General features: G+C 73.3%; 21 protein-coding genes. 7 read left to right on the top strand and 14 right to left on the bottom strand.

Annotated features, from left to right (window positions below):
• Positions 1-12 precede the first annotated feature (12 nt).
• On the bottom strand, positions 13-2,577 hold the full coding sequence (locus ACH4ZX_RS07010; RefSeq protein ID WP_398269114.1) for a CHAT domain-containing protein: 2,565 nt from the start codon (positions 2,575-2,577) through the stop codon (positions 13-15).
• A 147-nt stretch (positions 2,578-2,724) separates the two neighbouring features.
• Here ACH4ZX_RS07010 and ACH4ZX_RS07015 point away from each other — a divergent pair, with 147 nt between their 5' ends.
• Genes ACH4ZX_RS07015 through ACH4ZX_RS07025 form a run of 3 tightly spaced genes read left to right on the top strand, consistent with a single transcriptional unit; the run spans position 2,725 to position 5,311 of the window.
• Positions 2,725-4,161: a S8/S53 family peptidase gene (locus ACH4ZX_RS07015; protein WP_398268709.1), complete on the top strand. Its 1,437-nt coding sequence runs from the start codon at positions 2,725-2,727 to the stop codon at positions 4,159-4,161.
• A 59-nt stretch (positions 4,162-4,220) separates the two neighbouring features.
• Complete coding sequence (locus tag ACH4ZX_RS07020; RefSeq protein WP_360747827.1) at positions 4,221-4,796, top strand: sigma-70 family RNA polymerase sigma factor; 576 nt, start codon at positions 4,221-4,223, stop codon at positions 4,794-4,796.
• Between the two features lie 5 nt (positions 4,797-4,801).
• On the top strand, positions 4,802-5,311 hold the full coding sequence (locus ACH4ZX_RS07025; RefSeq protein WP_398268712.1) for a hypothetical protein: 510 nt from the start codon (positions 4,802-4,804) through the stop codon (positions 5,309-5,311).
• 88 nt (positions 5,312-5,399) lie between these two features.
• On the opposite strand, the gene ACH4ZX_RS07030 is transcribed toward ACH4ZX_RS07025, so the two are convergent.
• Positions 5,400-6,203 carry an N-formylglutamate amidohydrolase gene (locus tag ACH4ZX_RS07030; protein ID WP_398268715.1) on the bottom strand — a complete coding sequence of 268 codons (804 nt, stop codon included), beginning with the start codon at positions 6,201-6,203 and terminating at the stop codon, positions 5,400-5,402.
• A gap of 85 nt (positions 6,204-6,288) precedes the next feature.
• Between ACH4ZX_RS07030 and ACH4ZX_RS07035 the strand changes: the two genes are divergently transcribed.
• A complete protein-coding gene (locus tag ACH4ZX_RS07035) occupies positions 6,289-6,630 on the top strand; it encodes a DUF5713 family protein (protein WP_398268718.1) in 342 nt (113 codons plus the stop codon).
• Positions 6,631-6,634: 4 nt separating this feature from the next.
• On the opposite strand, the gene ACH4ZX_RS07040 is transcribed toward ACH4ZX_RS07035, so the two are convergent.
• From ACH4ZX_RS07040 to ACH4ZX_RS07055, 4 genes are all read right to left on the bottom strand, one after another.
• Positions 6,635-7,795 carry a homoserine O-acetyltransferase gene (locus ACH4ZX_RS07040; protein WP_398269117.1) on the bottom strand — a complete coding sequence of 387 codons (1,161 nt, stop codon included), beginning with the start codon at positions 7,793-7,795 and terminating at the stop codon, positions 6,635-6,637.
• Complete coding sequence (locus tag ACH4ZX_RS07045; protein WP_398268721.1) at positions 7,792-9,153, bottom strand: bifunctional o-acetylhomoserine/o-acetylserine sulfhydrylase; 1,362 nt, start codon at positions 9,151-9,153, stop codon at positions 7,792-7,794. The genes ACH4ZX_RS07040 and ACH4ZX_RS07045 overlap by 4 nt, the downstream gene beginning before the upstream one ends.
• 498 nt (positions 9,154-9,651) lie before the next feature.
• Complete coding sequence (locus ACH4ZX_RS07050; protein WP_398268724.1) at positions 9,652-11,220, bottom strand: FAD-dependent monooxygenase; 1,569 nt, start codon at positions 11,218-11,220, stop codon at positions 9,652-9,654.
• A gap of 235 nt (positions 11,221-11,455) precedes the next feature.
• On the bottom strand, positions 11,456-13,675 hold the full coding sequence (locus tag ACH4ZX_RS07055; RefSeq protein ID WP_398268727.1) for an NADP-dependent isocitrate dehydrogenase: 2,220 nt from the start codon (positions 13,673-13,675) through the stop codon (positions 11,456-11,458).
• Positions 13,676-13,916: 241 nt separating this feature from the next.
• On the opposite strand from ACH4ZX_RS07055, the gene ACH4ZX_RS07060 reads away from it, so the two are divergent.
• Entirely contained in the window at positions 13,917-15,518 is a 1,602-nt protein-coding gene (locus ACH4ZX_RS07060) for a M1 family metallopeptidase (protein ID WP_398268730.1), read from the top strand.
• 27 nt (positions 15,519-15,545) lie between these two features.
• Here ACH4ZX_RS07060 and ACH4ZX_RS07065 read toward each other — a convergent pair whose 3' ends face one another.
• On the bottom strand, positions 15,546-16,640 hold the full coding sequence (locus ACH4ZX_RS07065) for a mechanosensitive ion channel family protein (protein ID WP_398269120.1): 1,095 nt from the start codon (positions 16,638-16,640) through the stop codon (positions 15,546-15,548).
• Between the two features lie 193 nt (positions 16,641-16,833).
• Positions 16,834-17,733 (bottom strand): lysylphosphatidylglycerol synthase domain-containing protein, encoded by a 900-nt coding sequence (locus ACH4ZX_RS07070; RefSeq protein WP_398269123.1) that lies wholly within the window; start codon positions 17,731-17,733, stop codon positions 16,834-16,836.
• Between the two features lie 325 nt (positions 17,734-18,058).
• Between ACH4ZX_RS07070 and ACH4ZX_RS07075 the strand changes: the two genes are divergently transcribed.
• Positions 18,059-19,954: an ABC transporter ATP-binding protein gene (locus ACH4ZX_RS07075; protein WP_398269126.1), complete on the top strand. Its 1,896-nt coding sequence runs from the start codon at positions 18,059-18,061 to the stop codon at positions 19,952-19,954.
• 263 nt (positions 19,955-20,217) lie between these two features.
• Positions 20,218-21,420 (top strand): oxygenase MpaB family protein, encoded by a 1,203-nt coding sequence (locus tag ACH4ZX_RS07080; protein WP_398268733.1) that lies wholly within the window; start codon positions 20,218-20,220, stop codon positions 21,418-21,420.
• Positions 21,421-21,481: 61 nt separating this feature from the next.
• Here ACH4ZX_RS07080 and ACH4ZX_RS07085 read toward each other — a convergent pair whose 3' ends face one another.
• The 6 genes from ACH4ZX_RS07085 to ACH4ZX_RS07110 all read right to left on the bottom strand — a co-directional run bounded on the left by ACH4ZX_RS07085 (position 21,482) and on the right by ACH4ZX_RS07110 (position 25,680).
• The gene (locus ACH4ZX_RS07085) at positions 21,482-22,684 is read right to left on the bottom strand and encodes a TetR/AcrR family transcriptional regulator (RefSeq protein ID WP_398268736.1); all 1,203 of its coding nucleotides are present in this window, start codon (positions 22,682-22,684) and stop codon (positions 21,482-21,484) included.
• 245 nt (positions 22,685-22,929) lie between these two features.
• Positions 22,930-23,586, bottom strand: coding sequence for a hypothetical protein (locus ACH4ZX_RS07090; RefSeq protein ID WP_398268739.1), 657 nt, complete (start codon positions 23,584-23,586; stop codon positions 22,930-22,932).
• A gap of 240 nt (positions 23,587-23,826) precedes the next feature.
• Positions 23,827-23,955 (bottom strand): hypothetical protein, encoded by a 129-nt coding sequence (locus ACH4ZX_RS07095; protein WP_398268742.1) that lies wholly within the window; start codon positions 23,953-23,955, stop codon positions 23,827-23,829.
• A gap of 27 nt (positions 23,956-23,982) precedes the next feature.
• The gene (locus ACH4ZX_RS07100; RefSeq protein ID WP_398268745.1) at positions 23,983-24,468 is read right to left on the bottom strand and encodes a hypothetical protein; all 486 of its coding nucleotides are present in this window, start codon (positions 24,466-24,468) and stop codon (positions 23,983-23,985) included.
• Positions 24,469-24,687: 219 nt separating this feature from the next.
• Positions 24,688-25,449 (bottom strand): GPP34 family phosphoprotein, encoded by a 762-nt coding sequence (locus ACH4ZX_RS07105; RefSeq protein ID WP_398268748.1) that lies wholly within the window; start codon positions 25,447-25,449, stop codon positions 24,688-24,690.
• Between the two features lie 24 nt (positions 25,450-25,473).
• Positions 25,474-25,680, bottom strand: a complete 207-nt coding sequence (locus tag ACH4ZX_RS07110; RefSeq protein WP_398268751.1) for a hypothetical protein — start codon at positions 25,678-25,680, stop codon at positions 25,474-25,476.
• Positions 25,681-26,023 lie beyond the last annotated feature (343 nt).

The following is a 26,023-nucleotide window of genomic DNA, read 5'->3' on the forward strand; positions in this document are numbered from 1 at the left end:
GCCGCGGGCCGCTCAGGCCGCTCCGAACGCGGTGAAGGCCCAGCCCGTCGCCTGGTGCAGCGCGTCCCCCGGCAGGGCGGCCCGCGCGTCGCGCAGCGCTTCCGCCAGGGACAGGCCGCCGCTCAGGCCCTTGTGCAGGGCGAGCATCAACGACACCACCGCGTCGTCGTTGACGGGCGCGCTGCTCGCGACCACGCCCGCCGTGCCCAGCGGCAGCAGCGCGGTGACCAGGCCGAGCAGTTCGTCCGCGCCCACCGAGGCGAACCGGGCGGTGTCGCAGCAGGACAGGATGATCCGGTACGGGCTGCGGTCCAGGCGTTCGAAGTCGTGCACGACGATGGGGCCGTCCGCCATCCGCAGCGACGAGAACAGCGGGCTGTCGGCGCGGAAGGTGCCGTGCGCGGCGATGTGGGCCAGCGCGGCGCCGTCGAGCTCCTCCAGCACGCGCGGCACGCGCGCGTCGTCGTGCTCCAGCAGCGTCGCCCCGCCGTACCGGTCGGCCAGCTCCGGCACCTCCGCCCCGCCGCTGGCCAGGCCCGGCCCGCGCACCAGCACGTGCCGGCCGCGCGGCGGCGGCTCGGTCTCCCGCGCGCGCAGCCAGCTGCTCGCCGACGGCGACACGCTGAGCACCCGGTCCCGCAGCGACGGCAGCAGCGCCCACGGCACCCGGTGCAGGCGGCCCGGCGGCACCACCACGACCGGCCCGGACCCCAGCTGCGCGGCGGCCGGCCCCAGCAGCAGCTCCTCCAGACGGCGGCCCGCGGCCTCCACCACCGGAAGCCGGGCGTCCGCACCCGGGTGGGCGAGCCGCCGCAGCCCGGCCTGCACGTGCTCGGCCTCCACCTCCGCCTCGGCGATCAGCCCCGCCTCGAACCTGCGGACCCGCCCGTCCCCGCACAACAGCACCTGCACCCGCCCGTCGAGCACGGCGAGCTCCACCAGCCGCGTCCCGCCCAGCCGCCCGAGCAGCCGGCCGACGTCGAAGCGTTCCTCGGCGCCCGGCGCGTCCCCGCGCATGTGCAGCGTCCGGGACCGGATCTCCCGCTCCAGCCTGCGCTGTTCCCGTTCCAGGACCGGCACCGGCCGCCCTTCCGTGCGGGCGGCCTCGGCGCGGGCGGCGATCTCCCGGAACGCGGTCAGCCTGCTCTGCAGCACCGGGTCGGCCGGCGGGCGGGTGGGCGGCGCCGACAGCACGGTGGCCCGCCAGCGCTCACTCCACGTCAGCAGCCGCCGCGGCCCGCCGGACTCCAGGCTGACCTGCTGGGCCAGCGCGGCCAGCTCCGCGCCCTGCGCGGTGGCACGCGCGCGCAGTTCCGAGGCGCCCAGGGTCATCCGGTGGTCGTCGAGCACGTCCAGACCGCGCCGGCATGCCTCCAGCACGCCCCGGTCCGACCCCGCGGCGCGGGCGCGCAGCGCCTGCGCGGCCCAGCCCGTGATCCGGGCCAGCGGCGGCCCGCTGTGCCGGCTGCGGGCGGCGACGGCCAGATGCCGCTCGGCGTCCGCGGTCCAGCCCAGGGCGAGCGCGATCCGCCCGGCCAGCAGGGACGCCGCCGACGCGGCCGGCGCGCCGAGGGCGGCGAGCCGCTCGGCCACCGCGGCGGCGTCCCCGACCAGCCGCCCCGACCGGCGCCCGGCCGCCACCCGCGCCTCCAGCATCACCAGCCGGGCGTGCGTCTCCCACCAGGTGCGCCGCTGCCCGGCGAACAGCCGCACGGCCAGCGCCGCGCGCGCGATCGCGGTGTGCGGATCGCCCGCGACGCGGGCCGCGTGCGCCGCGACCAGCAGCAGCTCCGCCTTGCGCGTCGACTGCCCGCCGATGCCGTCGAGCATCCCGATGGCCGCGTCCGCCTCGGCCAGCGCCTCCGAGGCGAGCCCGGCGGCCATCAGCACCTCGCAGCGCCGGATGTAGAGCATGAAACTGGGCGTGCCGAGCTTGTCGTAGCGCTCCTCGGCCTCGTCGAACAGCCGCAGCGCGGCCGGCACGTCCCCGGCCCGGAACGCGGCCAGCCCCCGGCTCTCCACCACGTCGGCCTTGTCGTGCTCCTGGCCGGTGGTGTCCCACAGCGCCTCCGCGGCGGTGAAGTCGGCGTCCGCCCGGTCCACCGCGCCGACCGCGAGGTGCACGGTGGCGCGCAGGGTCAGCGCGCGCGCCGTCCAGATGACGTCGTCCGCCTGCCGCAGCACGGGGATCGACCGGCGCACGTCCTCCAGCGCCTCCCGGTGGCGCCCCAGCACCCACGACGCGTAGGCCCGCCGGAACAGCACGCGTGCGCGTGTGTGCCCGCTGCTGACCGCGACGCCCCGCTCCAGCGCCTCCAGGCCCTGCCGGGTGCGGCCGGCGTGCACCAGCGCGACGCCCAGCGCGGCCAGCACGTCCGCCTCCCGGTCCGCCGACCCCGAGCGCGCCGCGAGATCGCGGCCGCGGCGCAGGTGGTGCAGGGCGAGCCTGAGGTCGCCCCAGTCCCGCTGCCAGATGCCGATCACCTGGTGGGCGACCGAGGCGGACCAGGGTGAGGGACCGGATTCCAGCACGTTCTGCGCCCGTGCCAGAGCCTCGTTGGGGGCCGCGAACACCATCGGCAATAGTTCGAGAACCGACTCGCTTCCCGCTGTCACCCCACGGATGGTAGTGGCTTGTTGCCGTTTACACAGGTTCGGTGCTGTATCAATCACCGACTCCGCCGCTCTGACTGACGAACGCCGCCTCAACCGGAGGACACGCACATGGCCCCTCAGCGATTCCACGAGCAGTTCCACCAGATCCAGCGCTCCATGCCGGACGTCCCGCTGGCGATGGGACCTGACGACTCCGCCGAGTTCCTCTACGAGAAGGGCGTCGTCCTCGCCCGCGACGGCGAGGAGGCACAGCTCGTCGAGGACGCCGTGCGCAGCCACTTCACCGCGGCGCCGGAGCTGACCGCCGACCATGTGCGCAGAGCGGGCCCGGAGACCAACCGCTCCGGCATCACCCGCATCCAGGTCGGCGACCCCGGCCAGGGCGACCGACGGGCCGACCGGGCCGTGGCGCACGCCCTGCGCGCCCTGCGCGAGCACGAGGGCCGCGCCGGACGCCGGCTGGTCAGCCGCAACCACGTGGTGTCCATCGCGGTGAACTCCTGCCCCGGCGACGAGCCGGTGCCCGTGCCGCTCGCCCAGGGCCCCAACCCGGCTCCCGTACAAGGCGTTCACGACCCGGCCACCGCCGTCGGCGTCCTCGTCGTCGACAACGGCCTCACGCACGACTACGCGTCCCTCCCGCTGCTCGCCCGCGTCCAGGGCGACCTGCACGGCACCGAGACCGACGGCGACGGCAACCTCCTGCAGTACGTCGGCCACGGCACGTTCATCGCCGGCCTGGTCGCGGCCGTGGCGCCCAACGCCGACGTCACCGTGCGCAACACCCTCAACGACGCCGGCGCCGTGCTGGAGTCCGAGTTCGGCGAGCGCCTCTTCGACGCCGTCGACCGCGGCGGCTGGCCGGACGTGATGAGCCTGTCCGCCGGCACCTCCAACGGCCGCACCGACGGCCTGCTCGGCGTGGAGAGCTTCATGCAGGAACTGCGCACCCAGCGCACCCTGCTGGTCGCGGCCGCCGGCAACAACTCCAGTGCCTCCCCGTTCTGGCCCGCCGCCTACGCCTCCCTGCCCGACTACCAGGACGTCGTCCTGTCGGTGGGAGCGCTGCGCGCCGACGGCGAGTACGGCGCCTGCTTCACCAACTACGGCCCCTGGGTCAACGTCTACGCCCCCGGCGAGCGGCTCACCAGCGCGCTGACCGGCTTCGACGCGCCCGTGCCGTACGTGTACCAGCACACCACCTACGACGCCTGCCGCTACGGCTTCACGTACGCGTGCACGTGCCAGTACCCGCCCCACACCGGAGTGCTCAGCGAGAGCGGCGACCCCACCTCCGGCAAGGCGGACCAGGTGGTGTTCGAGGGCCTCGCCAACTGGAGCGGCACCTCCTTCGCCACCCCGGTGGCCGCCGGCCTGGTCGCCGCCTGCATGACGGCGAATCAGCAGACCGACGCGCGGGCGGCCCGCAAGCAACTCCTCGCCGCGAACGACGCGTACGCGGAGGTGCGCGGGGCGCACGTGCCCGCGCTGCTCCCCGCCACCTGGCGCCCGACCGCGCTCACGCAGCCGGCCGGTGAGGCATGAGGTCCGGAACCGCCCCCTCCGCGGCGTACGATGTCTTGCCGTACACGAGGGGTGGGGCCGTGGACCGTGCAGATGTCGGCGCGCTCGTCCAGTCCGCCGTCGACGGTGACGCGGCGGCCTGGAAAGCGTTGGTGGAAGGGCTGAGCCCGCTGGTGTGGTCCGTCGTGCGCGCGCACCGGCTCTCCGACGCCGACGCCCACGAGGTGTACCAGACCGTGTGGTTCCGCTTCGCCCAGCACCTGGGACGCATCCGCGAACCCGACAAGGCGGGGTCGTGGCTGGCGAGCACCGCCCGGCACGAGAGCCTGAAGGTGCTCAAGAGCCTGAAGCGGCTGACGGTGACGGACGACCCCCAGCTGCTCGACCGGGTCAGCGAGGACCGTACGCCCGAACAGTCGCTGCTGGACTCGGAGGACGCGGCCGCCGAGACCGAGCGCATCCGGCACCTGTGGCAGGAGTTCGAGGAACTCGGCGAGCGGTGCCGTCAGTTGCTGCGTTTGCTGATGGCCTCGCCGCCGCCCAGCTACCAGGAGGTGTCCGCCGCCCTGGGCATCGCCGTGGGCAGCATCGGACCGCTGCGCCAGCGCTGTCTGCGGCGCCTGCGGGCACGACTCGAGGCTCGGGGGGCGGTGTGAGCGACATGAACGGCACGAACGACGACGAGGTCTTCGACGACGGCGGCATCGGCGGCTTCGACGGCGGCCCGGACGGCGACGAGTTCGCCGACGCCCTGCTGGAGGAGGAGCTCCGCCAGGCGGCGGCCATCCTGGACCCGGTCCCGGCCCAGCTGCGGCAGCTCGCCGTGGAGGCCTTCGCGCTGCACGACCTGGAGGCCCGCGTCGCCGAGCTGACCTTCGACTCGGTGGTCCACGCGCTCCCCGTCAGAGGAGCCACGGACACGCCGCGGATGCTGACCTTCGAGGCGGGCGGCGTCACCGTCGACGTCGAACTGACCGGGCACGGGCTGATGGGACAGGTGCTGCCGCCGCAGTCGGCCCGCATCGAGGTCCTCGGCGGACCGCACGGGGGCGCGCCGCTGACGGCCGACGCCATGGGCCGCTTCACGTCCGAGGACGCGCCGGCCGGCCCGTTCGCGCTGAAGCTGCGCACCGGCGAGGGCGTGATCGTCACGGACTGGCTGACGGCCTGACGTCACCGGGTGACGCGCCGACCCCGCCGGTGAGCGGCGGGGTCCGCGGTCCCTTCGCCGCCCGCGGCGGGCCCGCGCCCGGCCGGGCTCAGGCGGCGGTCACGGCGTCGACCAGCGCGGCCAGCGCCGACGCCAGCCGGGTGAGCCCGGGGCCGGCCGGGCCGCCCGGCTCGCTCATGTACGTGTCCCGGCGGATCTCCACCATCAGCGCCCCGACCCGGGGCTCCTTCGCGTAGAACTCCATCGGCACGTACGCGCCGCTGAACGGGCTGTCCAGCCCCGTCTCCCCGCACCCGGCAAACGCCTCGCGCGCCGCGGCGAGCAGTCCTGGCGGGGTGTGGAAGGAGTCGGTGCCGAGGCACACCGGCGGCCGGGGTCCCGCACCGTGCAGCTCGTAGGGGAGCGGCGCGGTGGGGTAGGAGTGCACGTCGACGATCAGCGCCCGGCCGGTGGCGGCCAGCCGGTTTGCCACCGCATCCGTCATCGCCCGTGCGTACGGCCGGAAGTAACGCCCGATCAGCGGCTCCGGGTCGGTGTCCGCGGGGCGCAGCGCGGCCCGGTGCGTGGTCCGCGTGTACACCGCCCCCATCCCGACCGACAGCATCTCCTCCCGCTCGTCCGGGAACCGCTCCGGATCGACGACCAGCCGGGAGAGCCGGTTGACGAACCGCCAGGGAGTCACCCCGGCCAGCCCGGCCGCCGCGGCGGCCAGCTCCGCGGTGTGCGCGTCCGTGATGTGGTCGAGCTCCCGCTCCAGCGCCGCGTCGTCCAGCACGATGCCGGCGCGCACGTCGGCCGGTATCTCCCGCGCCGAGTGCGGCACGTGCAGGATCACGGGGGAGCCGTCCGCGCCGGGCAGAAGCTCGAAGGAGGAGGCGGCGGGGTGCGGCATGGGCTGCTCCGGGGGCGTTGTCAGTGGCGTGGTGCATGATCAAGGTGTCACACGGGACCGTCGGGTCGAGCACAGGGGGAACAGCATGCCCATCGTCAACCAGCAGGTGACCGCACACCCGTTCCTGGCGGCGTTGTACCGGGACGACCACTTCCCCGACCACGTGGTGGACCGCGGCAGGGCGGTGCTGCTGGCGCTGTGCGAGCGCGTCGAGGCCGAACGGCCGGCCGGCCTCGCCGCGCTGTACGCCCTGACCCACGCGGCCACCGACGAGTTCAACGCCCTGCAGGCCGACTTCGAGGCGGCCGGCAGCGAGATCGAGACGGTGGCCCGGGAGGAGATAGCCCGCGACTTCCGCTTCGTCGCCCACGCCTACGGCTTCCCCGACGCCGACGTGGAGGAGCTGATCGCCACCCGCGACTGGTGACCGCTCAGCCCTCCGCGAGCACCTCCCGCACCAGCGCGGCGACCTGATCCGTCTCGATCAGGAACCCGTCGTGCCCGTACGGCGACTCGATCACCCTCAGCCGGTCCGCGGACGGGATGTGGGCCGCCAGCCCGGCCTGCTGGGCGAGCGGGTAGAGCCGGTCGGAGTCGACGCCCGCGACCAGCGTGCGGGCGGTGACCCGGCGCAGAGCGGCCCGCACGCCGCCGCGGCCGCGCCCGACGTCGTGCGCGTTCATGGCCTGCGTCAGCACCACGTAGCTGCCCGCGTCGAACCGCCGTACCAGCTTGGCGGCATGGTGGTCGAGGTACGACTCGACCTGGTACCGGCCGCCGCCGAACGGGTCCTCGGCGCCCTGGGGCGTACGGCCGAAGCGGAGCTGGAGCTCCGGCTCGCTGCGGTAGGTGACGTGGGCGAGGCGGCGCGCGAGGCCGAGCCCGGCGTGCGGGCCGCGCCCGGTGTCGTGGTAGTCGCCGCCCTGCCAGTGCGGATCGGCCCGGACGGCGTGCAGCTGGACGCCGGCCCAGGCGATCTGCTCCGCGCTCGCCGCCGCCGTCGTGGCGAGCAGCAGCAGCGCGCCGGTCCGCTCCGGGTGGGTGACCGCCCACTCCACGGCGCGCATCCCGCCCATCGAGCCGCCGACGACCAGCGCCCACCGCTCGACGCCGAGCGCGTCGGCCAGCGCGGCCTCGGCGGCGACCTGGTCGCGCTGGGTCAGGAACGGGAAGGCCCCGCCCCAGCTGCGCCGCCCGCCGGGACGCGGCGAGGCCGGCCCGGTACTGCCCTGGCAGCCGCCCAGCACGTTCGGGGCGACGACGAAGAACCGGTCGGTGTCGAGCGGCAGGCCCGGCCCGACCAGCCCCTCCCACCAGCCCGGGGTCGGATGGCCGGGGCCGGCCGGGCCGGCGACGTGGCTGTCGCCGGTGAGCGCGTGCAGCACCAGCACGGCGTTGGAACGGTCCGGGGCGGGCCGCCCCCACGTCTCGAACGCGAGCCGTGCGCCCGGCAGTTCACCGCCCGCCTCCAGCGGCAGCGGCCCGTCCAGGACGTGCCACCGGCGCCGCCCCGGCGGGTCCCCCTCCCGCCAGGCCCCGGTGGCCGGCGGGAGGGGGACCGTGGGACGCGGGCCCGCGGGGACGGCGTTCAGGACGCGTCCTTGGCCGCGCGGAAACCGGCCTCCAGGTCGGCCCTGAGGTCCTCGAGGTTCTCGATGCCGACCGACAGGCGCACCAGGCCCGGTGCGGCCCCGGTGGCCGCGAGCTGCTCCTCGTCGAGCTGGCTGTGCGTCGTGGACGCCGGGTGGATGATCAGGCTGCGCACGTCGCCGATGTTGGCGAGGTGGCTGAACAGCCGCACCGCGTCCACGAACCGCTTGCCCGCCTCCACGCCGTCCCGCAGCTCGAAGGAGACCACCGCGCCCGCACCGCGCGGCAGGTAGGTCCGTGCCGCCTCGTGCCAGCGGCTGGACGCCAGGCCCGGATAGTGGACGGCGGCGACCTCGTCGCGCTGCTCCAGCCACTCGGCGAGCGCCAGCGCGTTCGCGGAGTGCCGTTCGATGCGCAGGCTCAGCGTCTCCACGCCCTGCAACAGCAGGAAGGCGGAGTGCGGGGACAGGGCCGGCCCCAGATCGCGCAGCAGCTGCACCCGCAGCTTGGCCGCGAACGCGCCCGGGCCGAGCGCCGGCCAGTACCGCAGCCCGTGGTAGCTGGGGTCGGGCTCGGAGAAGTCGGGGAACCGCTCGGGGTGCGCCCCGAAGTCGAAGGTGCCGCCGTCCACGACCACGCCCGCGATGGTGGTGCCGTGCCCGCCGAGGAACTTGGTCGCCGAGTGCACGACGACGTCCGCGCCGTGCTCGATCGGCCGCAGCAGGTACGGCGTCGGCACCGTGTTGTCCACGATCAGCGGCACGCCCGCCGCGTGGGCGACGTCCGCGACCGCCCGCACGTCGAGCACGTTGCCGCGCGGATTGCCGAGCGTCTCCGCGAACAGCGCCTTGGTGTCCGGCCGGACCGCCGCCCGCCAGGCCTCGACGTCGTCCGGGTCCTCGACGAAGGACACCTCGATGCCGAACCTCGGCAGCGTGTGCCGCAGGAGGTTGTAGGTCCCGCCGTACAGCGAGGCGCTGGAGACGATGTGGTCGCCGGCGCCGGCCACGGTGAGGATCGCCAGGGTCTCCGCGGCCTGCCCCGACGCCAGCGCCACCGCGGCGACACCGCCCTCCAGGGCGGCGATCCGCTGCTCGAAGACGTCCTGGGTGGGGTTGTGGATGCGGGTGTAGATGTTCCCGGGCTCGGCGAGCGAGAACAGGTCGGCGGCGTGCCGGGTGTCCCGGAAGACGAACGAGGACGTCTGGTAGATCGGCGTGGCCCGGGCGCCGGTCGCCGGGTCCGGCACGGCCCCGGCGTGGATCTGCTTGGTCTCGAACGACCAGGCCGGGGTCCCGGGCTCGGTGGAGCTCTCGTCCGGCGTGTGACCGGCGGCGACGGCGTCGATGGGCTGGCTCATGATGTGTGGCTCCTGGTGCTGGGTGCTGGGTGCTGGGTGCTGGGTGCTGGGTGCTGGGTGCTGGCGGGATCCGGATCCGGATCCGGGTCCGGACGGGTACGGAGGCGGCCGGATACGGGTGCTGCGGCCGAGCAGGGGTACGGGTCCGGGCACGCCGGAGGGCGGGACGAGCGGGGAAGAGGTACGGGCCGGGGCGGAGCGTCAGCTCACGGCGCGACAACCCGTGGTCGTGACGCGCCCGTGGTCGACGTGGCGGCGGGTCACGAGCATGGTCATGCGACGAGGGAAACACACACGCCGACCGCGGGACCAGCCCGGCGCCCCCGCTGACATATGAATTTCATGAACGGCACACGCCCGTCGTACGCGCGCGGCAACCGCACGCCGCACGGCCGGAGGGGCTGCTCGACGTGGTGCGCCGGCTGACGCTGCCGCAGACCGGCCCGGCCGCAGCCGCCGCGCCCGACACCGACCTGGTGGCCTGGAGCCGGCTCGAAGTCACCCGCCCGCAAGCCGTGATGTGACGGCGGTGAGGGCGTGTCGGAGGGTCGAGCCGTTCGCCGGAGGCTCCTCCCAGCGGGCGGCGATGTGCCCGTCCGGGCGGACGAGGAGCGCGCCGCCGTGCGGGCCGACCCGGCACAGTCGGGCGTGTTCGCCGAGCAGGGTCTCGAAGCGCAACGGCCAGGAGGCGGGCGCTTGTTGCTGCCAGCGGCTGGGGGCCTGGGTGAGCAGGGTGAACCACTCGCCGACGGTGTCGAGCGTGGAGCGGCCGGGGGTGAGCCAGAAGTGGGGCATACGGCGGCCGGGCTCCGCGGTGGGGACGTACTCCGTGCCGGAGGGCTCGGGAGGTTCGCGGTGGTCGCTCAGGACGGCGTCGGAGTGGTAGGTCGTACCCAGTACGAGGCCCAGTTGGGCGAAGTACCTTTCCGACCAGGGGAGTTCGGTCGGGGTCGAGGCCGCCGTGCCGGCCCGGAGCTGTTCGTTGCGCGCGTTCAGCACCTGGAGCAGGAGTCGGGTGTTGTCGACGGCTTGGCGGAGCGTTTCGCGGGCGACCGGGTGCCGTTCGGTCTGGTAGCTGTCCAACAAGCCTGGTCCGGCCCACCCTTGGAGTACACCGGCCAGTTTCCAGCACAGGTTGTGGGCATCGGCGACGCCGGTGTTCATGCCGAGGCCGCCGATCGGGGGCACGGCGTGCGCGGCGTCGCCGGCCAGCAGGACGCGGCCGTGACGGAGACGGTCGGCGACATGCGCGGTCATCGTCCACCGCTGCACCCGGGCCACGTCGACCCGGACGTCGGCGCCGGGGCCGAGGGCCCGGGAGAGCGGGCCGGACCAGTCCGCGCCTCCGGCGTCCCCGGGTGTGGCGTGGAACCAGACCCAGCCGCCCTCGGGGTGGACCGGGCCGAAGGTGCCATGCGGGGTGAAGTAGATCCCGGCGGGCTGTTCGGCGCGCCAATGGCCCAGGTCGGCGTCGAACACGACGCTGGTGAAGCTCCCGATGACTCCGGGGCCGGCGGTGCCGATGCCGAGCCTCTTCCGCACGGTGGAGTTCGCGCCGTCGGCGGCGATCAGGTACCGGGCACGGACGCGGCTCTCCTCGCCGTGCCGCCGGTCCACGAGCAGGGCGGTGACGCCCTCGGCCTCTTCGGTCAGGTCGACGAGTTCAACGCCGAACCGTAGGGTCCCTTCGGCGGCTGCGAGGAGCGTCGGCTCCAGCCGGTCCTGCGACGTGAGCACCCCGATCACAGGGCTCTCGGGCACCGGTGCGTCGACCCCGACCATCCCGGCCGTGGCGAAGTCGGGGGCGAACAGGGTGTCCCGGAAGCGGACCCGGCCGTACGCCGGTGCGAACCCGTTCGCCGCGATCCTGGTGGCGAGCCCCAACTGGCGGAAGATCTCCATGGAGCGCACGTTGACCAGGCGGGCTCGCGGAAAGGGAGACATCTCCGTGTGCTTCTCGACCAGCAGGGTCGGCACACCCCAGCGCTCCAGCAGCGCGCGGGCGGTGAGCCCGACGGGGCCACCGCCGACGATCAGTACCGCTGCCTCGGCGTCCGCTCCAGACATGGATCGATCATCCGGTCGCCACGACGGGGACCGGTCAGGGCACGTCGGAGTGCACCCGAACGAGTTGCCGCCCCTTCTCCGGGGCGGTCCTTCGAGGGGTGGGCGGCGCTGCTCGGACTGGAGCTCGCCCTGCCCCGGTGACGGCTCCCCGTCACGGCTCCGCCCCGGCGGGCGGTGGTGGGCCGGCCGGGGCGGAGGTGGGGCGGGGACCCCGGAGGTCAGGGTCCGTCGGGCGTCAGCTCAGGGTCGCCAGCGCCTCGTTCCAGGTGGCGGACGGGCGCATGACCGCGGAGGCCTTGGCCGGGTCCGGCTGGTAGTAGCCGCCGATGTCGGCCGGCTCGCCCTGGACGGCGAGCAGCTCGTCGACGATGCGCTGCTCGTTCGCGGCGAGCGTCTCGGCCAGCGGCGCGAAGGCCTTGGCCAGGTCGGCGTCCTCGGTCTGCCCGGCCAGCTCCTGCGCCCAGTACAGGGACAGGTAGAAGTGGCTGCCGCGGTTGTCGATGCCGCCGACGCGACGGGTCGGGGACTTGTCCTCGTTGAGGAAGGTCGCCGTGGCGCGGTCGAGGGTGTCGGCGAGCACCTTGGCGCGGGCGTTGCCGGTGAAGTCGGCGTACTGCTCGAGGGACGGCACCAGGGCGAAGAACTCGCCGAGGGAGTCCCAGCGCAGGTAGTTCTCCTTGACCAGCTGCTGGACGTGCTTCGGCGCGGAACCGCCGGCGCCCGTCTCGAACAGGCCGCCGCCCGCCATCAGCGGGACGACCGACAGCATCTTGGCGCTGGTGCCCAGCTCCAGGATCGGGAACAGGTCGGTCAGGTAGTCGCGCAGCACGTTGCCGGTCACGGAGATGGTGTTCTCGCCGCGGCGGATGCGCTCCACCGACAGCTTGGTCGCCTCGACCGGGTTCAGGATGCGGATGTCCAGGCCCTCGGTGTCGTGCTCCGGGAGGTACTGGTTGACCTTGGCGATCAGGTTGGCGTCGTGGGCGCGGTTCTCGTCCAGCCAGAACACCGCCGGGTCGCCGGTGGCGCGGGCGCGGGTGACGGCCAGCTTCACCCAGTCCCGGATCGGGGCGTCCTTGGTCTGGCAGGCGCGGAAGATGTCGCCGGCGGAGACGGTCTGCTCCAGGACGACCTCGCCGTTGCCGTCGACCAGGCGGACCGTGCCCGTGGTGGGGATCTCGAAGGTCTTGTCGTGGGAGCCGTACTCCTCGGCCTTCTGCGCCATCAGGCCCACGTTGGGCACGGAGCCCATGGTGGCCGGGTCGTAGGCGCCGTTGGCGCGGCAGTCGTCGATCACGGCCTGGTACACGCCGGAGTAGGAGGAGTCCGGCAGGACCGCGAGGGTGTCGTGCTCCTGGCCGTCCGGGCCCCACATGTGGCCGGAGGTGCGGATCATGGCCGGCATGGAGGCATCCACGATCACGTCGGACGGCACGTGCAGGTTGGTGATGCCCTTGTCGGAGTCGACCATCGCCAGCTCCGGGCCCTCGGCGATCTCGGCGTCGAAGGAGGCATTGATCTCGGCGCCCTCGGGCAGTGCCTCCAGGCCCTTGAGGATGCCGCCCAGCCCGTCGTTCGGGGTCAGGCCGGCCGCGGCGAGCGTCTCGCCGTACTTCGCGAACGTCTTCGGGAAGAAGGCGCGCACCACGTGACCGAAGATGATCGGGTCGGAGACCTTCATCATCGTCGCCTTCAGGTGCACGGAGAACAGGACGCCCTCCTGCTTGGCGCGGGCGACCTGCGCGGTGAGGAACTCGCGCAGCGCGGCGACGCGCATCACGGAGGCGTCGACGACCTCGCCCTCGAGCACGGGTACGGACTCGCGCAGCACGGTGGTCGTGCCGTCGTCGCCGACCAGCTCGATGCGCAGCGAACCGGCCCCGGAGATCACCGCGGACTTCTCGGTGGAGCAGAAGTCGTTCTCGCCCATGGTGGCGACGTTGGTCTTCGACTCCGCCGACCAGGCGCCCATGCGGTGCGGGTGGGTCTTGGCGTAGTTCTTCACCGAGGCGGGGGCGCGGCGGTCGGAGTTGCCCTCACGCAGGACCGGGTTGACGGCGGAGCCCTTGATCTTGTCGTAGCGGGCCTGGATCTCCCGCTCCTCGTCGGTCTTCGGGTCGTCCGGGTAGTCCGGCAGCGCGTAGCCCTTGCCCTGCAGCTCCGCGATCGCGGCCCGCAGCTGCGGGATCGACGCCGAGATGTTCGGCAGCTTGATGATGTTGGCCTCGGGCGTCTTGGCCAGCTCGCCCAGCTCGTGCAGGGCGTCCGGGATGCGCTGGTCCTCGGTCAGGTACTCCGGGAACACGGCGATGATGCGTCCGGCCAGCGAGATGTCGCGGGTCTCCACGGCGACACCCGCCTGCGAGGCGTATGCCTGGACCACCGGCAGGAAGGAATACGTCGCCAGGGCCGGGGCCTCGTCAGTGTGCGTATAGATGATGGTCGAGTCAGTCACCGGGTGCTCCGCTCCACGTCTGCAACATTGCTCGACATCAAGATATCTCGTGAGCGGGGCCTCCTCGACAGCGGCCCTTGGTCACTTTTCACGCCACGCGCCGGAAGTTCGCGCCACGTGCCGGAAGACAGCCGCCCGGGAGCAACCGAGAGGCCGCTCCCGGGGTCCTGGAAAGAGATCGTGCAACTGATCGTCGACGCGGCCGGAACCGACCACCCGACCGCCCGAACGAAAGCTGACCATGAGATATCGCACCAGAGTGACGGGCCCGGCCGCCCTGCTCGGCACCGCCGTGGCACTGACCGTCGGCGGAACGGCGCAGGCGGCGGAGGACACCGCCACCCCGGCCCCCGGAACCCTCGACGACACCGCCACGCCGGGCCCGGAGACCCTCGACGACACCGCCACCCCGGGCCCGGAGACCCTCGGCGACACCGTCTTCCCCGCCCTCGGCAACGACGGCTACCGCGTCTCCCACTACTGCCTCGACCTCGCCTACGACGCCACGACCAGGCTCGTCGAGGCCACCGCGACGTTACGCGTCCGCACCACCCAGGCGCTGACCCGGTTCTCCCTGGACGCCCTCGGCCTGGACATACACGCCGTCCGCGTCGACGGCGAGGCCGCCGCCTTCGAGCAGGCGGACGAGAAGCTGCGCGTCACGCCCGCCGCCCCGCTGCCCGCGCGGGCCGGGGCCACGGTCCGCGTCGACTACACGGCCGACCCCGGCCGCACCCTGCCGCACACCGCCTGGGTCGTCACCCCCGACGGCTTCGCGGTCTGCCCGCAGCCGAACTCGGCGCACACCGTCTTCCCCTGCAACGACCATCCCTCGGACAAGGCCGGCTTCACCGTCCGCATCACGGTCCCCGAAGGCCTGCGGGGCGTGGCGAACGGCCTGCTCACCGGTACCGAGACCGCCTCCGGCGGCCGGACGGCGTACACGTACCGCTCGCGCGAGCCGATGGCCACCGAGCTGGTGCAGATCACGGTCGGCGACTACCTCGTGAAGGACCGGCAGGGCCCGCACGGGCTGCCGCTGCGCGATGTCGTCCCGGCCGCCCGCGCCGCCGCCCCGGAACCGGCGCTGGCGCTGACCCCGGACCTGGTGGGCTGGCTGGAGGCGCGGCTGGGCGCCTACCCGTTCGAGACGTACGGGCTGCTGCCCTGCAACTCAGACGACCCGAACGCCTTCGACTTCACCGGCCTGGAGACCCAGGCCCTCACCCTGTACAAGCCGAACTTCCTGCTCCAGGAGGAGAGGAAGATCGGCTCGCACATGATGCACGAGCTGGTCCACTCCTACTTCGGCAACAGCGTCTCGCCCGCGACCTGGGCCGACCTGTGGCTGAACGAGGGCCACGCCGACTTCTACGGGCTGCTGTACCGCTACGAGCGCGGCTGGGCCGACTCCCTCGGGCTGACCACCCTGGAAGCCCGGATGAAGGACACCTACGCCCGCGGCGACCAGTGGCGCGCCGACTCCGGTCCGGTGGCCGCGCCGAACGCGGTCAACCTCTTCGACAGCCAGCGCTACCTGGGCGGCGTCCTGGTCCTGTACGCCCTGCGCCAACTGGTCGGCGAGGACGCCTTCAACGCCCTCGAACGCGCCTTCCTCGACCGCCACCGCAACTCCGCGGCGACGACGGAGGACTACATCGCCGTCGCCTCGGAGATCTCGGGCCAGGACGTGTCCGGCTTCCTGCGGGAGTGGCTGTACGGCACGAAGACGCCGCGGATGCCCGGCCACCCGGACTGGACGGTCAAGCCGGTGAGCTCGTCCCTCGTCGCCCCGCACAGCCGCAGGGGCGGGCACTACCACGAGAACTCGGCGACCCTGTGAGCCGCCGGAGCCGCTGACCCGGCCGGCCTACTCGAGGCGGGCGGCGTTCGCGTCGCCCGCCTCCGTGTGGACGCGCTGCTGCGGGATCGCCACCGAGCCCTGCTGCAGCGCCACCGTGCGCGTCGGCGCCGGGATGCTGATGCCCTCGTCCCGGTAGCGCCGGTGCAGCCGCTTGATGAACTCGTGCTTGATCCGGTACTGGTCGCTGAACTCGCCCACGCCCAGGATGACCGTGAAGCCGATCCGGGAGTCGCCGAAGGTGTGGAACCGGATCGTCGGCTCGTGCTCCGGAAGGGCGCCGGTGACCTCGGTCATCACCTCGGCGATGACCTCGTTGGTCACCCGCTCGACGTGGTCGAGGTCGCTGTCGTAGGCGACGCCCACCTGCACCAGGATCGTCAACTGCTGCTCGGGACGCGTGAAGTTGGTCATGTTCGTCTTCGCCAGCTGGCCGTTGGGGATGACCACCAGGTTGTTGGAGAGCTGACGCACGGTCGTCTGACGCCAGTTGATGTCGACGACGTACCCCTCCTCGCCGCTGCTGAGCCGGATGTAGTCGCCGGGCTGCACGGTCTTGGAGGCGAGGATGTGGATGCCCGCGAAGAGGTTGGCGAGGGTGTCCTGCAGCGCCAGGGCGACCGCCAGACCGCCCACGCCCAGGGCGGTGAGCATCGGCGCTATGGAGATGCCCAGCGTCTGCAGCACCACCAGGAAGCCGATCGCCAGCACCAGCACCCGGGTGATGTTGACGAAGATCGTCGCGGATCCGGCGACGCCGGAGCGGGACTGGGTGACCGTCCGCACCAGGCCGGCGATGACCCGGGCCGCCGTCAGCGTCACGACGAAGATGAGGATCACGGTCAGGACCTGGTTGACGTGGTGCTGGACCGCCTTCGTCAGCGGCAGCACCCCGCCCGCGGCGGCCGCGCCGCCGGCGATCGCCGACCACGGCACCACCGTGCGCAGCGCGTCCACGATGACGTCGTCACCGCTCCAGCGGGTCCGGTCGGCGTGCTTGCCCAGCCAGCGCATCAGCATGCGCAGCAGGAAGGCCGCCAACAGACCGGCGGCCAGCGCGATTCCGGCGAGGACCAGGTCGTCGACGGTGAGCGGCCGGGTCACCACGGTGAGCGTTCGGGTCACCGGTCACCTCCGGGGAGCGGTTCTGCGGCGGGCGCCGCCGCGGAAAGCCGGATGTGAAGTGTCGTCACGTTGTTGCCACCTGCTCGGTCTCGGGATGTGCGACCCCTCATCCTGCCGTATCCGGCAGGGCGGTTCACCTGCGCCCGAGACCGCGCGGTGGTGCGCGGGAGCGTCAGATGACCTTCATGCGCACCAGCGCGCCCAGCGTCAGCGCCCCCGGCAGCAGGGGCAGCCAGACGGTGATGACGCGGTAGGCGACGACGACCGCCGTGGCCACGGCGGCCGGGCCGCCCGCCGCGACCAGCGCCAGCACCAGCGCCGCCTCCACCGAGCCCACCCCGCCCGGCGTCGGCACCAGGGCCACCGCGACGGTCGCCGCAAGGTACGCCACCGCCGTGTGCACGGCGGGCACCGGCAGCTCCAGCGCGCGGCCCACCAGGGCCAGCCCGGCCGCCTGCAGCGCGGGGAAGGCGAGCGCGCCGCCCCACAGGGCGAGGGCGCGGGACGGACGGGCGTGCACCGAGCGCAGTTCGCCCAGCGCGGTGCGCAGGAAGGACGCCACGGCCCTCCGCAGCCGCCGTACCCCCGCCAGGACCGCCGCGGCCGCGACCACCACCGCGCCGGCCGCGTACAGCAGGGGGCCCATCGCGTCGTGCGGGAGCAGGGGGCCGAGGCGCAGCGCGCCCGGGAAGGCGAGCAGCAGGCCGGCCAGCAGGGCGAGCCGGGTGACCGACTCCGCCAGCAGGTACAGCGCGAGCGCGGCGGAGGAGCGGGCGAGCGGGATCCCGCAGACGGTCATGAAGCGCAGGTTGACCGCGCTCGCGCCGAGGCCGGTGGGCAGCAGGTGGTTGGCCGCGCCGGCCGCGAACTGGGCGGCGAGCAGCCGCCGTCGGGGCAGCCGCTCCACGACCGCGCCCTGCCGGGTGAAGGCGGCCGCCACCCAGGTCAGACAGGTCGCGCCGGCCGCGGCCAGCAGCCACGGCCACTCCGCCGCGCGCAGCCGGGAGAAGCCGTCGGCGAGGACACCGTGGTGCCGTACGGCCACGACCGTGACCAGCAGCAACGGCACCAGGCACAGGATCCGGCGGACCGGGACACGCCGGGGGAGACGCCCTCGGGAGAGGCGTCCTTCGGGGAGACGGCCCTGGGGGAGGCGTCCCTGGTCGAGCAGTGCTTCGGGGAGGTGTACCGCGGTCACATCGGACGAGGGTGCCCGCTCGCCGCCAACCGCGGGTTGCGGGATCGCGGACGGCTGCTTACGGACGGGCAGCGGGTGGGGAGACGGGGCCATGGGGTCCTTCGGGGGAGGGGACGGTACGAGGAGGCGGCGCGGGGCGACGAAGCGGGGGAGTGTTGACCTCGACAACGATCGAGGTTCTACCTTCTCTCCCATGAGTATGGAGACCACGGCGTGGACACAGCTGCACAGTGTCATGAACGCCCAGCAGGAGCGTCGGCCCCTCGCGCGTGCCACGCTGCGCCGTATCGGCGCGTTCGCCCGCCCGCACCGCGCCCGCATCGCGCTGTTCGTACTGCTCGGAGTCGTGACCGCGCTGCTCGCCGTCGCCACCCCGGTGCTGGCCGGCCGCGTCGTGAACGCGATCGTGTCGGGCGACGACGAGGGCACGGTCGTACGCCTGGCCCTGCTCATCGCGGTCATCGCGCTCGCGGAGGCGGCGCTCGGCGTCCTCGGGCGCCGGCTGTCGTCGACGCTCGGGGAGGGCCTGATCCTCGATCTGCGGACGGCCGTGTTCGATCATGTGCAGCGGATGCCGGTCGCGTTCTTCACACGTACCCGTACGGGCGCGCTGGTCTCCCGGCTCAACAACGACGTGATCGGCGCGCAGCGGGCGTTCAGCAACACGCTGTCGGGCGTGGTGAGCAACGTGGTCACGCTGGTGCTCACGCTCGCCGTGATGCTCACCCTGTCCTGGCAGATCACGCTGCTCGCGCTGGTGCTGCTGCCGGTGTTCGTCGTCCCGGCCCGGCGGATGGGCAGCCGGATGGCCCGCATGCAGCGGGAGGCGGCGACGCTGAACGCGGCGATGGGCACCCGTATGACCGAGCGCTTCTCGGCCCCCGGAGCCACGCTGGTCAAGCTGTTCGGGCGCCCGGAGGAGGAGTCGCGGGAGTTCGCCGAGCGGGCCCGCCGGGTCGCGGACATCGGCGTGCGCACCGCCACGGCCCAGTCGGTGTTCATGACGGCGCTGACCCTCGTCTCCTCCCTGGCCCTCGCCCTCGTATACGGCCTCGGCGGCTGGTTCGCCCTGCGCGGCAGCCTGGAGCCGGGCGCCGTGGTGTCGCTGGCGCTGCTGCTGACCCGCATGTACGCGCCGCTGACCGCGCTGGCCGGGGCCCGCGTGGAGGTGATGAGCGCCCTCGTCAGCTTCGAGCGCGTCTTCGAGGTGCTGGACCTGAAGCCGCTCATCGAGGAGCGGCCCGACGCGCGCGCCGTACCGGAGGGCCCGGTCGCCGTCGAGTTCGACGACGTCCGCTTCGCCTACCCGTCGGCCGAGAAGGTCTCCCTGGCCTCCCTGGAGGAGGTGGCGTCCCTGGACACCCGGGGCGGCGCGGAGGTCCTGCACGGCGTCTCCTTCCGCGCCGAACCCGGACAGACCGTCGCGCTCGTCGGCTCCTCCGGCGCGGGCAAGTCCACCATCGCCGCCCTGCTGCCGCGCCTGTACGACGTCGACGAGGGCGCCGTGCGCATCGGCGGCGTCGACGTCCGCGAGGTGAGCGCCGCCTCCCTGCGGGCCACCCTCGGCATGGTCACCCAGGACGGCCACCTCTTCCACGACACCGTCCGCGCCAACCTGCTGCTCGCCCGCCCCGGGGCGGCCGAGCCCGAACTGTGGGACGCGCTGCGCCGCGCCCGCCTCGACGACCTCGTACGGTCCCTGCCGGACGGCCTCGACACCGTCGTCGGCGAGCGCGGCTACCGGCTCTCCGGCGGCGAGCGCCAGCGCATGACCATCGCCCGGCTGCTGCTGGCCCGCCAGCGCGTCGTCGTCCTCGACGAGGCCACCGCCCACCTCGACAACACCTCGGAAGCCGCCGTCCAGGAGGCGCTCACCGAGGCCCTGGAGGGCAGGACCGCGGTGGTCATCGCCCACCGGCTGTCCACCGTCCGGTCGGCGGACCTCATCCTGGTCGTCGAGGACGGCCGCATCGTGGAACGCGGCACCCACGAGGAACTGCTGGCGGCGGGCGGGCGGTACGCGGAGCTGTACCGGACGCAGTTCGAGCGCGTGGAGGGGCAGGCCGAGGTGGCGGCGGGGGACGCCGTGGTGTGAGCGGTGGGGCGGGCCCCGTCGCCCGCCCCGGGCCGAGGACTGACACGCCGAGGACTGACACACCGTCGAACTCACTGCCCCGCAGCGGCGTGACGCCGCTGCGGGGGTGGGCTGTGCCGAACCATTGCCGACGGCAACGCGCCTCGCTATGTTAATCAGAAATCACATCAGTGAGACGACGTTCGTCATGCACCAGTCGCGCAATTCGCCAGTAAAAGACGGCACTTGAAATCCTCTGGCCCATCAGGGAAGCAGGTAAGTCAATGGAGAACCTCAGCAGGCGCAAGCTTCTGTCGCTCGGTGCCGCACTCGGCCTCGTGGGCGTGGCGAACTCCGCCCCGGCGTGGGCGTCGACAGGCTCGGTGACGGCAGACGCCGCCGCGGGGACCGATCCGCAGTGGATCTGGGACGACATGGCGGACCCGCTGATGGCGTCGATGATCGACAACGGACACGTGCCGGCGATCAACACGGCGTGGGCGTCGTGGGTGAACAACAACGACCCGCTGCCCAGCGGCCTGCCGGCCGAGTTCGCCGCGTACCTGGGGCAGGTCAACCGGCTGCCCTCCTGGGCGGACCAGACCAAGCTGACCCGCGCCGCCGACTTCAACCGGCGCAGGGACACGTACCTCTTCATGCTGTACGGCCTCGGCAGCGGAATCATGAGCACCGTGATCCCGCGCGAGGCCAAGAGCGTCTACTGGTCCGCGGGCGGCGCCAACATGCAGGACCGCGCGGCCAAGACGTTCACCTTCGGATACTACCTGTCCCAGCTGGGAGCCTTCGAGCCGACCGGACAGTTCGTCGTCACCGCCAACAAGACGCGCGTGGTGCACGCCGCGGTGCGGCACCTGCTGCCGCAGTCGCCGCACTGGCGGGCGGTCGCCGACCAGACCGTCCCGATCAGCGCCGCCGACATCCTGGTCACCTTCCACAGCCTGGGCACCTACGTGCACCGGAAGCTGCTCGAGTGGAAGATCCCGTTCCCGGCCGCGGACCAGGAGGCCTTCCTGCACTCCTGGCAGGTCGCCGTCCACCTGCTCGGTGTGCCGGACGAGTACATCCCGCAGACGTGGGCGGAGGCCGACAAGCAGTCGGCGCAGGTGCTCACCCCGATCCTCACCCCGACGACCGAGGGCATCGAACTGGCCGAGGACCTGCTCGGCCTGACCGCACAGATCGACCTCGGCGTCACGCGCGGCTTCCTGAACGAGTTCGTGCGCTACGTCCTCAGCGACGAGGTCGGGGACTGGCTGGGACTGAAGCGCGACTACGCGGCGGCGGCCCTGGTCCGCACCGCGTGGCCGGCGTACATCCTGTTCCGTGAGGGGCTGTCGCCCGTCATGCCCGCCACCTTCTACATGATGGACCAGTTCGTGCGCGCCCTGGCCATGCTGTTCCTCAACAAGGGCACCTCCGGGACCAGCACCCCCATCACGATCCCCACCGCGAACAGGCCGGACTAGCTGTCGGCCCGGCCTGATTCCTGCCCGCCCCACGGCAGCCGGGCCGAGGGGCGGGTGCCGTTCACAGCCCCAGAGCGCCCACGACCAGCGCGGTCACGGCCGCACGATGGCCGGGGCCGTCCCGCCACCGCAGTCTGCGTCCCGCCTCGACCACCACGCCGAACCCCGCGTGCACCAGCACCCGGGCCCGGCTCGGGTCCAGCTCCGGACGGGCCAGCCGCAACTGCTGCTCCCAGACCGCGATGTGTTCGCGCTGCGCGACGACCAGGGGCCGCCGCAGGTCGTCCGGCAGACCGGCGAGCTCGGCCTCGGCGACGCTGTTCAGCTCGGTGTACTCGAAGCTGTAGGCCACGTACGTCGCTGCCAGCGCGACGACGGCCTCGTGCGGGTCGGCCACCTCGTGCAGGCTCCGCTCCACCCCCTGGGCCAGCAGTCCCGCCGCCTGGAGGCACGCCGCCGCCAGGATGTCGATCTTGCCGGGGTAGTGGCGGTAGAGCGCGGACGGGGTCAGTCCCACCGCCTCCGCGATCTGTCCGTTCGTGACGTTGGCGAATCCGTCCCGGGCGAACAGCGGGATGGCGGCCGCGAGGATCTCCGCGCGCCGCGTGCGCGGCACGGGCCGGGCGGGCAGCTCGACGGGGTGCGCGCCGAGCCGGCCCGCCGCCGGATCGGTCGCGGCCACCCGCAGCGCGGACCCCAGCAGCAGCTCCTCGGCCCGGCGCTGGGCGATGGAGGTGTGGTGCATGGTGATGGACCCGATCGCGCCGAGGGCGGCCATGGCCCGCAGGCGCTCGTCGGGCAGTGGGTGCGCGCGCTGCACCGCCTCGTCGACCCGCCTGACGAGGCGGCCGAACGTCACCCCGAGGCGTCGGCGGTCCTCGCGGTTGAGGTACCGGGCCTCCCACCGGTACACGCCGCCCGACGCGCGATGGGCGACGGTGACCCGGGCGACGGCGCCGAGCACGTCCGGCAGGGCCGCTCCGGGCGGCACCTCGTCGAGCGCGGCGACCAGTCTGTCCGCCATGACGTGGGCGCACTCGGCGAACAGCGCGTACTTGTTCGGGAAGTGCCGGTACAGAGCGGCCGCGGTGATACCCACGCCGGCCGCGACCTCCTCCATGGACGCCTTGTGGTAACCGCGCTCGCTGAAGACCCGCCCGGCCGCGTCGACGATGAGTTGCTTGCGGTTGCGGGGCCGAGTGGCCGTGACCGGATCGGCGGCCGCGGCCGCGGCCGATCGGGCGGATGGGGAGGCGGGAGCCATGCGGATCAGTCAATCACACGCCGCCGGAAGGGCCGGCTCCCTCGGGGCGCGGACCGTACGCCGGGGAGCGCGGGGAGCGCGGGGACGGCGGGGAGCCGGAGGCGGCGGCGCGGGACGCGGCGCGGGGGACACATGAGGCGGCCCGCACCGGCCGGAACCGAACCGGTGCGGGCCGCCTTTCAGCCCTGACGTCCAGCCGTGGCGTCCAGCCGATGCGTTCAGCCGCGACGTTCAGCCGTGGCGCTTCACTTCTCCAGGTCGGCGCGCATCGCGACGATCAGCTTCTCGGCCTCGGGAACGGTGCTGTTGGGGAAGTGGACCACTCCGGCGGTCGTGTCGTCGGCCCAGCCGCAGACGACGTCGCCGTCCTCGACGAAGGAGGCCAGCAGGCACTCCACCGAACCGCCGAGCGGGCCGACGTCGCCGATCGGCTGGGCCTGCGGCGGGGTGCCCTCCCACTTGAGGTAGTCGAGCATGCCGCGGAACAGGTACTCCCGGCGCTTGCTGGTCTCCTCCGGGACGTTGTCCACGGCGACGACGAGCACGTTCGCCTGCCGGCCCTGCGAGTCCTTGCGCAGGTACTTCTGCTCCACCATGTTCATGTTGTCCCGCACGTCGCCCGGATCGACGGGGACATCCGTGAGCTGCGCCTTGCCGGTGGCCTTGGGCAGGCCGCCCGCCTGCGGCGCGTCGACGACGCGCCGTGCCGAGGAGGGAGTGCCGTCCTGGGACGGGGGCGGCGCGTCGGTCGCGGGCGGCCGGCTGTCCGACGGCTTGGACGCGGCTGGCGAGGCACCGGCGGTGAGGCTGGGGTCGGCCTCGATGTCGTTGGGCTGGCAGCCGGTGAGCAGGGCCGCGCCGATGACGGCCACAACGAGAACGGGAACGCGTCGGACACGCATGGATGACTCCCCCGTGAGGACCGAAGTCCTCGTCGTTCGAATGTATTTCATGGACTTTCCGTAGATCGTCCGGACTCGGTTGACTGGACGACCCGGTGGGCATGGATGGTTCCGGGACACGTGATGTCGCTGCTGTTCCGCGACGCGCCCATGATCCGCGGACCGGCTTGGAATCCGCTGGAAACCGTCGGCCGGAGCGTCAAGGGCTCCCCCCCCCCGTGGCGTGGGGTGGCGCGGTTCTCAGTCGGTGACGAGGACGTAGTCGTGGCTCTTCTCCACGGAGATCAGCTTCAGGTGGACGCGGCCCTGGTCGTCGGTGGTGCGCTGCCATCCCCAGCGCTGCGGGGAGTGGTCCTGCTCCGCGTCCATGTCCGAGTCGCTGTTGCAACCGCCCTGTTACGCCTGGCGGTTGATCTCCGGCTCGAGGATGATCGTCTGTCCGTCCTGGGTGGCCCTGCCGCGCTGGTAGCTGAGCGCCCGGCTGTGGCAGGCGCTGCCGCTGATGTTGGTCGCGGTGTAGCCGGACCAGACGTAGTGGCCGTCGGCGGTGATGCGGATGCCGCTGCCGGCCCGGAAGGCGTCCGGATCGGACGGCCAGCCCGACTGCGGGTCGTAGATGTCCAGGTTGCGCTTGCCGAGCGTCAGGTAGTCGGACGGCTCCTGCCATTCGCCGACGAGTTGGGCGGAGACCTTGCCCGAGGGCTTGCCGGCCGCGGCGGTGGAGGTCGCGGCACTGGGGGTCGCGGCGCCCGGGCCGGCGGTGCCGTCCACGTCCCCGGTCGGGCCGCAGCCCACCAGGAGCGCGGCGAGCGAAAGGCCCAGGGCGGCGGCAGCGGCGCGGCGGGGACCGCGACGGGCCGGGGCGGTACGGACGGTGGGCATGGGTTTCTCCCTCAAGGCGGATCGAACGATCAAGTGGAAGGCCAGACGCCGGCCTTCGAGGCGTGGCCCGGGTCCCGACGAGTGTCCGGTCACCTGCTGTAAGGCGGCTGCAGAGGACGGGTGTCCGGTGCCGGGCGGCTTGCAGCCGGCTTCAAGGGCCCAGGCCGATCCAAGGCCTCCGGGCCGACGGCCCTCCGCCGTGGTCGCGGTGACGGGGACTCAGCTGTTGTCGCTGAGGAAGCCCCAGTCGTTGTCGGTCAGATCGATGCCGTCGCCGCGGCCACCGGAACCGGCGGCCTGGAGCAGCTCCCTGGTGGCGTCCGCGATCGGCAGCTCGAAGGCGAGGTCCATCAGCGGATCGACCAGACCCCGGTCCCGGAACGGCGCGGGCAGCCGGTCCACGAACGCGCTCGCCCCGATCAGGGCGGCGAGATGGAGGTCGCGGGCGTCGGACGGTCCAGCCGCCGGTCCCCCCTTCCCGGACCGGACGGCACCCCAGGCCCGGGAGGCCAGCCGCGCGGACCAGCCCGGATCCGCCCACAACCGGTCGCCGCCGACGTTCAGGACGCCCAGCAGGTGCCGGGGCCGTCGGGCTGCGAGGCCGCGGGCGGTCAGCAGCTTGAGCCAGTCGGCGTCGGTGCCGGGTGAGGCCGCCTCGCGCACCCAGTGCTCCAGGCCCGCCGAACGGGATCCGCCACCGGCGTCCCGCAGCCGCCGCAGCAGCTCCGCCAGCAGCGGGTCGCCGGACAGCGGGTCGGCCGGCGACGGCCCGGCGGAGTGCGGGCCGGCCGTCGCGGCCTGCCGTTCCAGCGCGACCCGGGAGTCCCGCACGGTGATCGCCCCGCGGAGCAGCAGCTCGGTGAGCATGGCTCCGGCCAGCAGCAGACCGGTGTGACGCGGTGGCTTCAGGGCTCCGGTCCGGGGATGCGTGTGAAGCAGCAGCAGGTCCTGGGGCAGGGTGGTGGACGGCGCGGCGGACATGTCTCTCCTTCGGGGCGGGCGCGGTCAGGCGGCGTACGCGGCGACCGCCGGCGCGAGGCCGGCCGACCGCATCCGCCCGGTCGTGACGAGCAGTTCGCCGTGCGATTCCACGGACCCCTGCCCCGTCCGCCCGACCGTCACCTGCAGTCCCGGGGCCTCGGCCCACCGCCCCGCCACGCCGGAGCGCGGCACGGCCGGGTCGTCGGGGGACAGCACGCGGGTGTCCGGCACGGCGTTCCTTCCTCCGTCGGGCGGCAGGTCCGGAGTTCGGACCGTGCGACGCCCGGGGGCAGGCCGGACACACGCGCGCCGTCCGGGCGGCCGTAGCCGGAGCATGGAGATCCACTCTGCAAGGCCGCTGTAACCGGCCCACGGCCCGCCGCTCCCGGCTTTCCAGCCAACTTCAAGCCGAGGGAGCCAGCATGGTGTCCGGGAAAAGGGATGCGTGACGGTGGCGGGGTACGGGGGTGCCTCACCACCGGGACGTACCGCAACCGGGTACGGGCACACAGGCGCCCGGACCCACGCGGAAGCGTGACGGTGGTGGGGTACGGGGGTGCCTCACCACCGTCGG

The organism is Streptomyces sp. NPDC020490 (assembly GCF_044335305.1).
Taxonomy (GTDB): Bacteria; Actinomycetota; Actinomycetes; order Streptomycetales; family Streptomycetaceae; genus Streptomyces.

Coding starts and splice junctions, on each gene's coding strand:
- ACH4ZX_RS07010 (WP_398269114.1), bottom strand. CDS start 2,577: ATGGTGTTCGCGGCCCCCAACGAGGCTCTGGCACGGGCGCAGAACGTG.
- ACH4ZX_RS07015 (WP_398268709.1), top strand. CDS start 2,725: ATGGCCCCTCAGCGATTCCACGAGCAGTTCCACCAGATCCAGCGCTCC.
- ACH4ZX_RS07025 (WP_398268712.1), top strand. CDS start 4,802: ATGAACGGCACGAACGACGACGAGGTCTTCGACGACGGCGGCATCGGC.
- ACH4ZX_RS07030 (WP_398268715.1), bottom strand. CDS start 6,203: ATGCCGCACCCCGCCGCCTCCTCCTTCGAGCTTCTGCCCGGCGCGGAC.
- ACH4ZX_RS07035 (WP_398268718.1), top strand. CDS start 6,289: ATGCCCATCGTCAACCAGCAGGTGACCGCACACCCGTTCCTGGCGGCG.
- ACH4ZX_RS07045 (WP_398268721.1), bottom strand. CDS start 9,153: ATGAGCCAGCCCATCGACGCCGTCGCCGCCGGTCACACGCCGGACGAG.
- ACH4ZX_RS07050 (WP_398268724.1), bottom strand. CDS start 11,220: ATGTCTGGAGCGGACGCCGAGGCAGCGGTACTGATCGTCGGCGGTGGC.
- ACH4ZX_RS07060 (WP_398268730.1), top strand. CDS start 13,917: ATGAGATATCGCACCAGAGTGACGGGCCCGGCCGCCCTGCTCGGCACC.
- ACH4ZX_RS07075 (WP_398269126.1), top strand. CDS start 18,059: ATGGAGACCACGGCGTGGACACAGCTGCACAGTGTCATGAACGCCCAG.
- ACH4ZX_RS07080 (WP_398268733.1), top strand. CDS start 20,218: ATGGAGAACCTCAGCAGGCGCAAGCTTCTGTCGCTCGGTGCCGCACTC.
- ACH4ZX_RS07085 (WP_398268736.1), bottom strand. CDS start 22,684: ATGGCTCCCGCCTCCCCATCCGCCCGATCGGCCGCGGCCGCGGCCGCC.
- ACH4ZX_RS07090 (WP_398268739.1), bottom strand. CDS start 23,586: ATGCGTGTCCGACGCGTTCCCGTTCTCGTTGTGGCCGTCATCGGCGCG.
- ACH4ZX_RS07095 (WP_398268742.1), bottom strand. CDS start 23,955: ATGGACGCGGAGCAGGACCACTCCCCGCAGCGCTGGGGATGGCAGCGC.
- ACH4ZX_RS07100 (WP_398268745.1), bottom strand. CDS start 24,468: ATGCCCACCGTCCGTACCGCCCCGGCCCGTCGCGGTCCCCGCCGCGCC.
- ACH4ZX_RS07105 (WP_398268748.1), bottom strand. CDS start 25,449: ATGTCCGCCGCGCCGTCCACCACCCTGCCCCAGGACCTGCTGCTGCTT.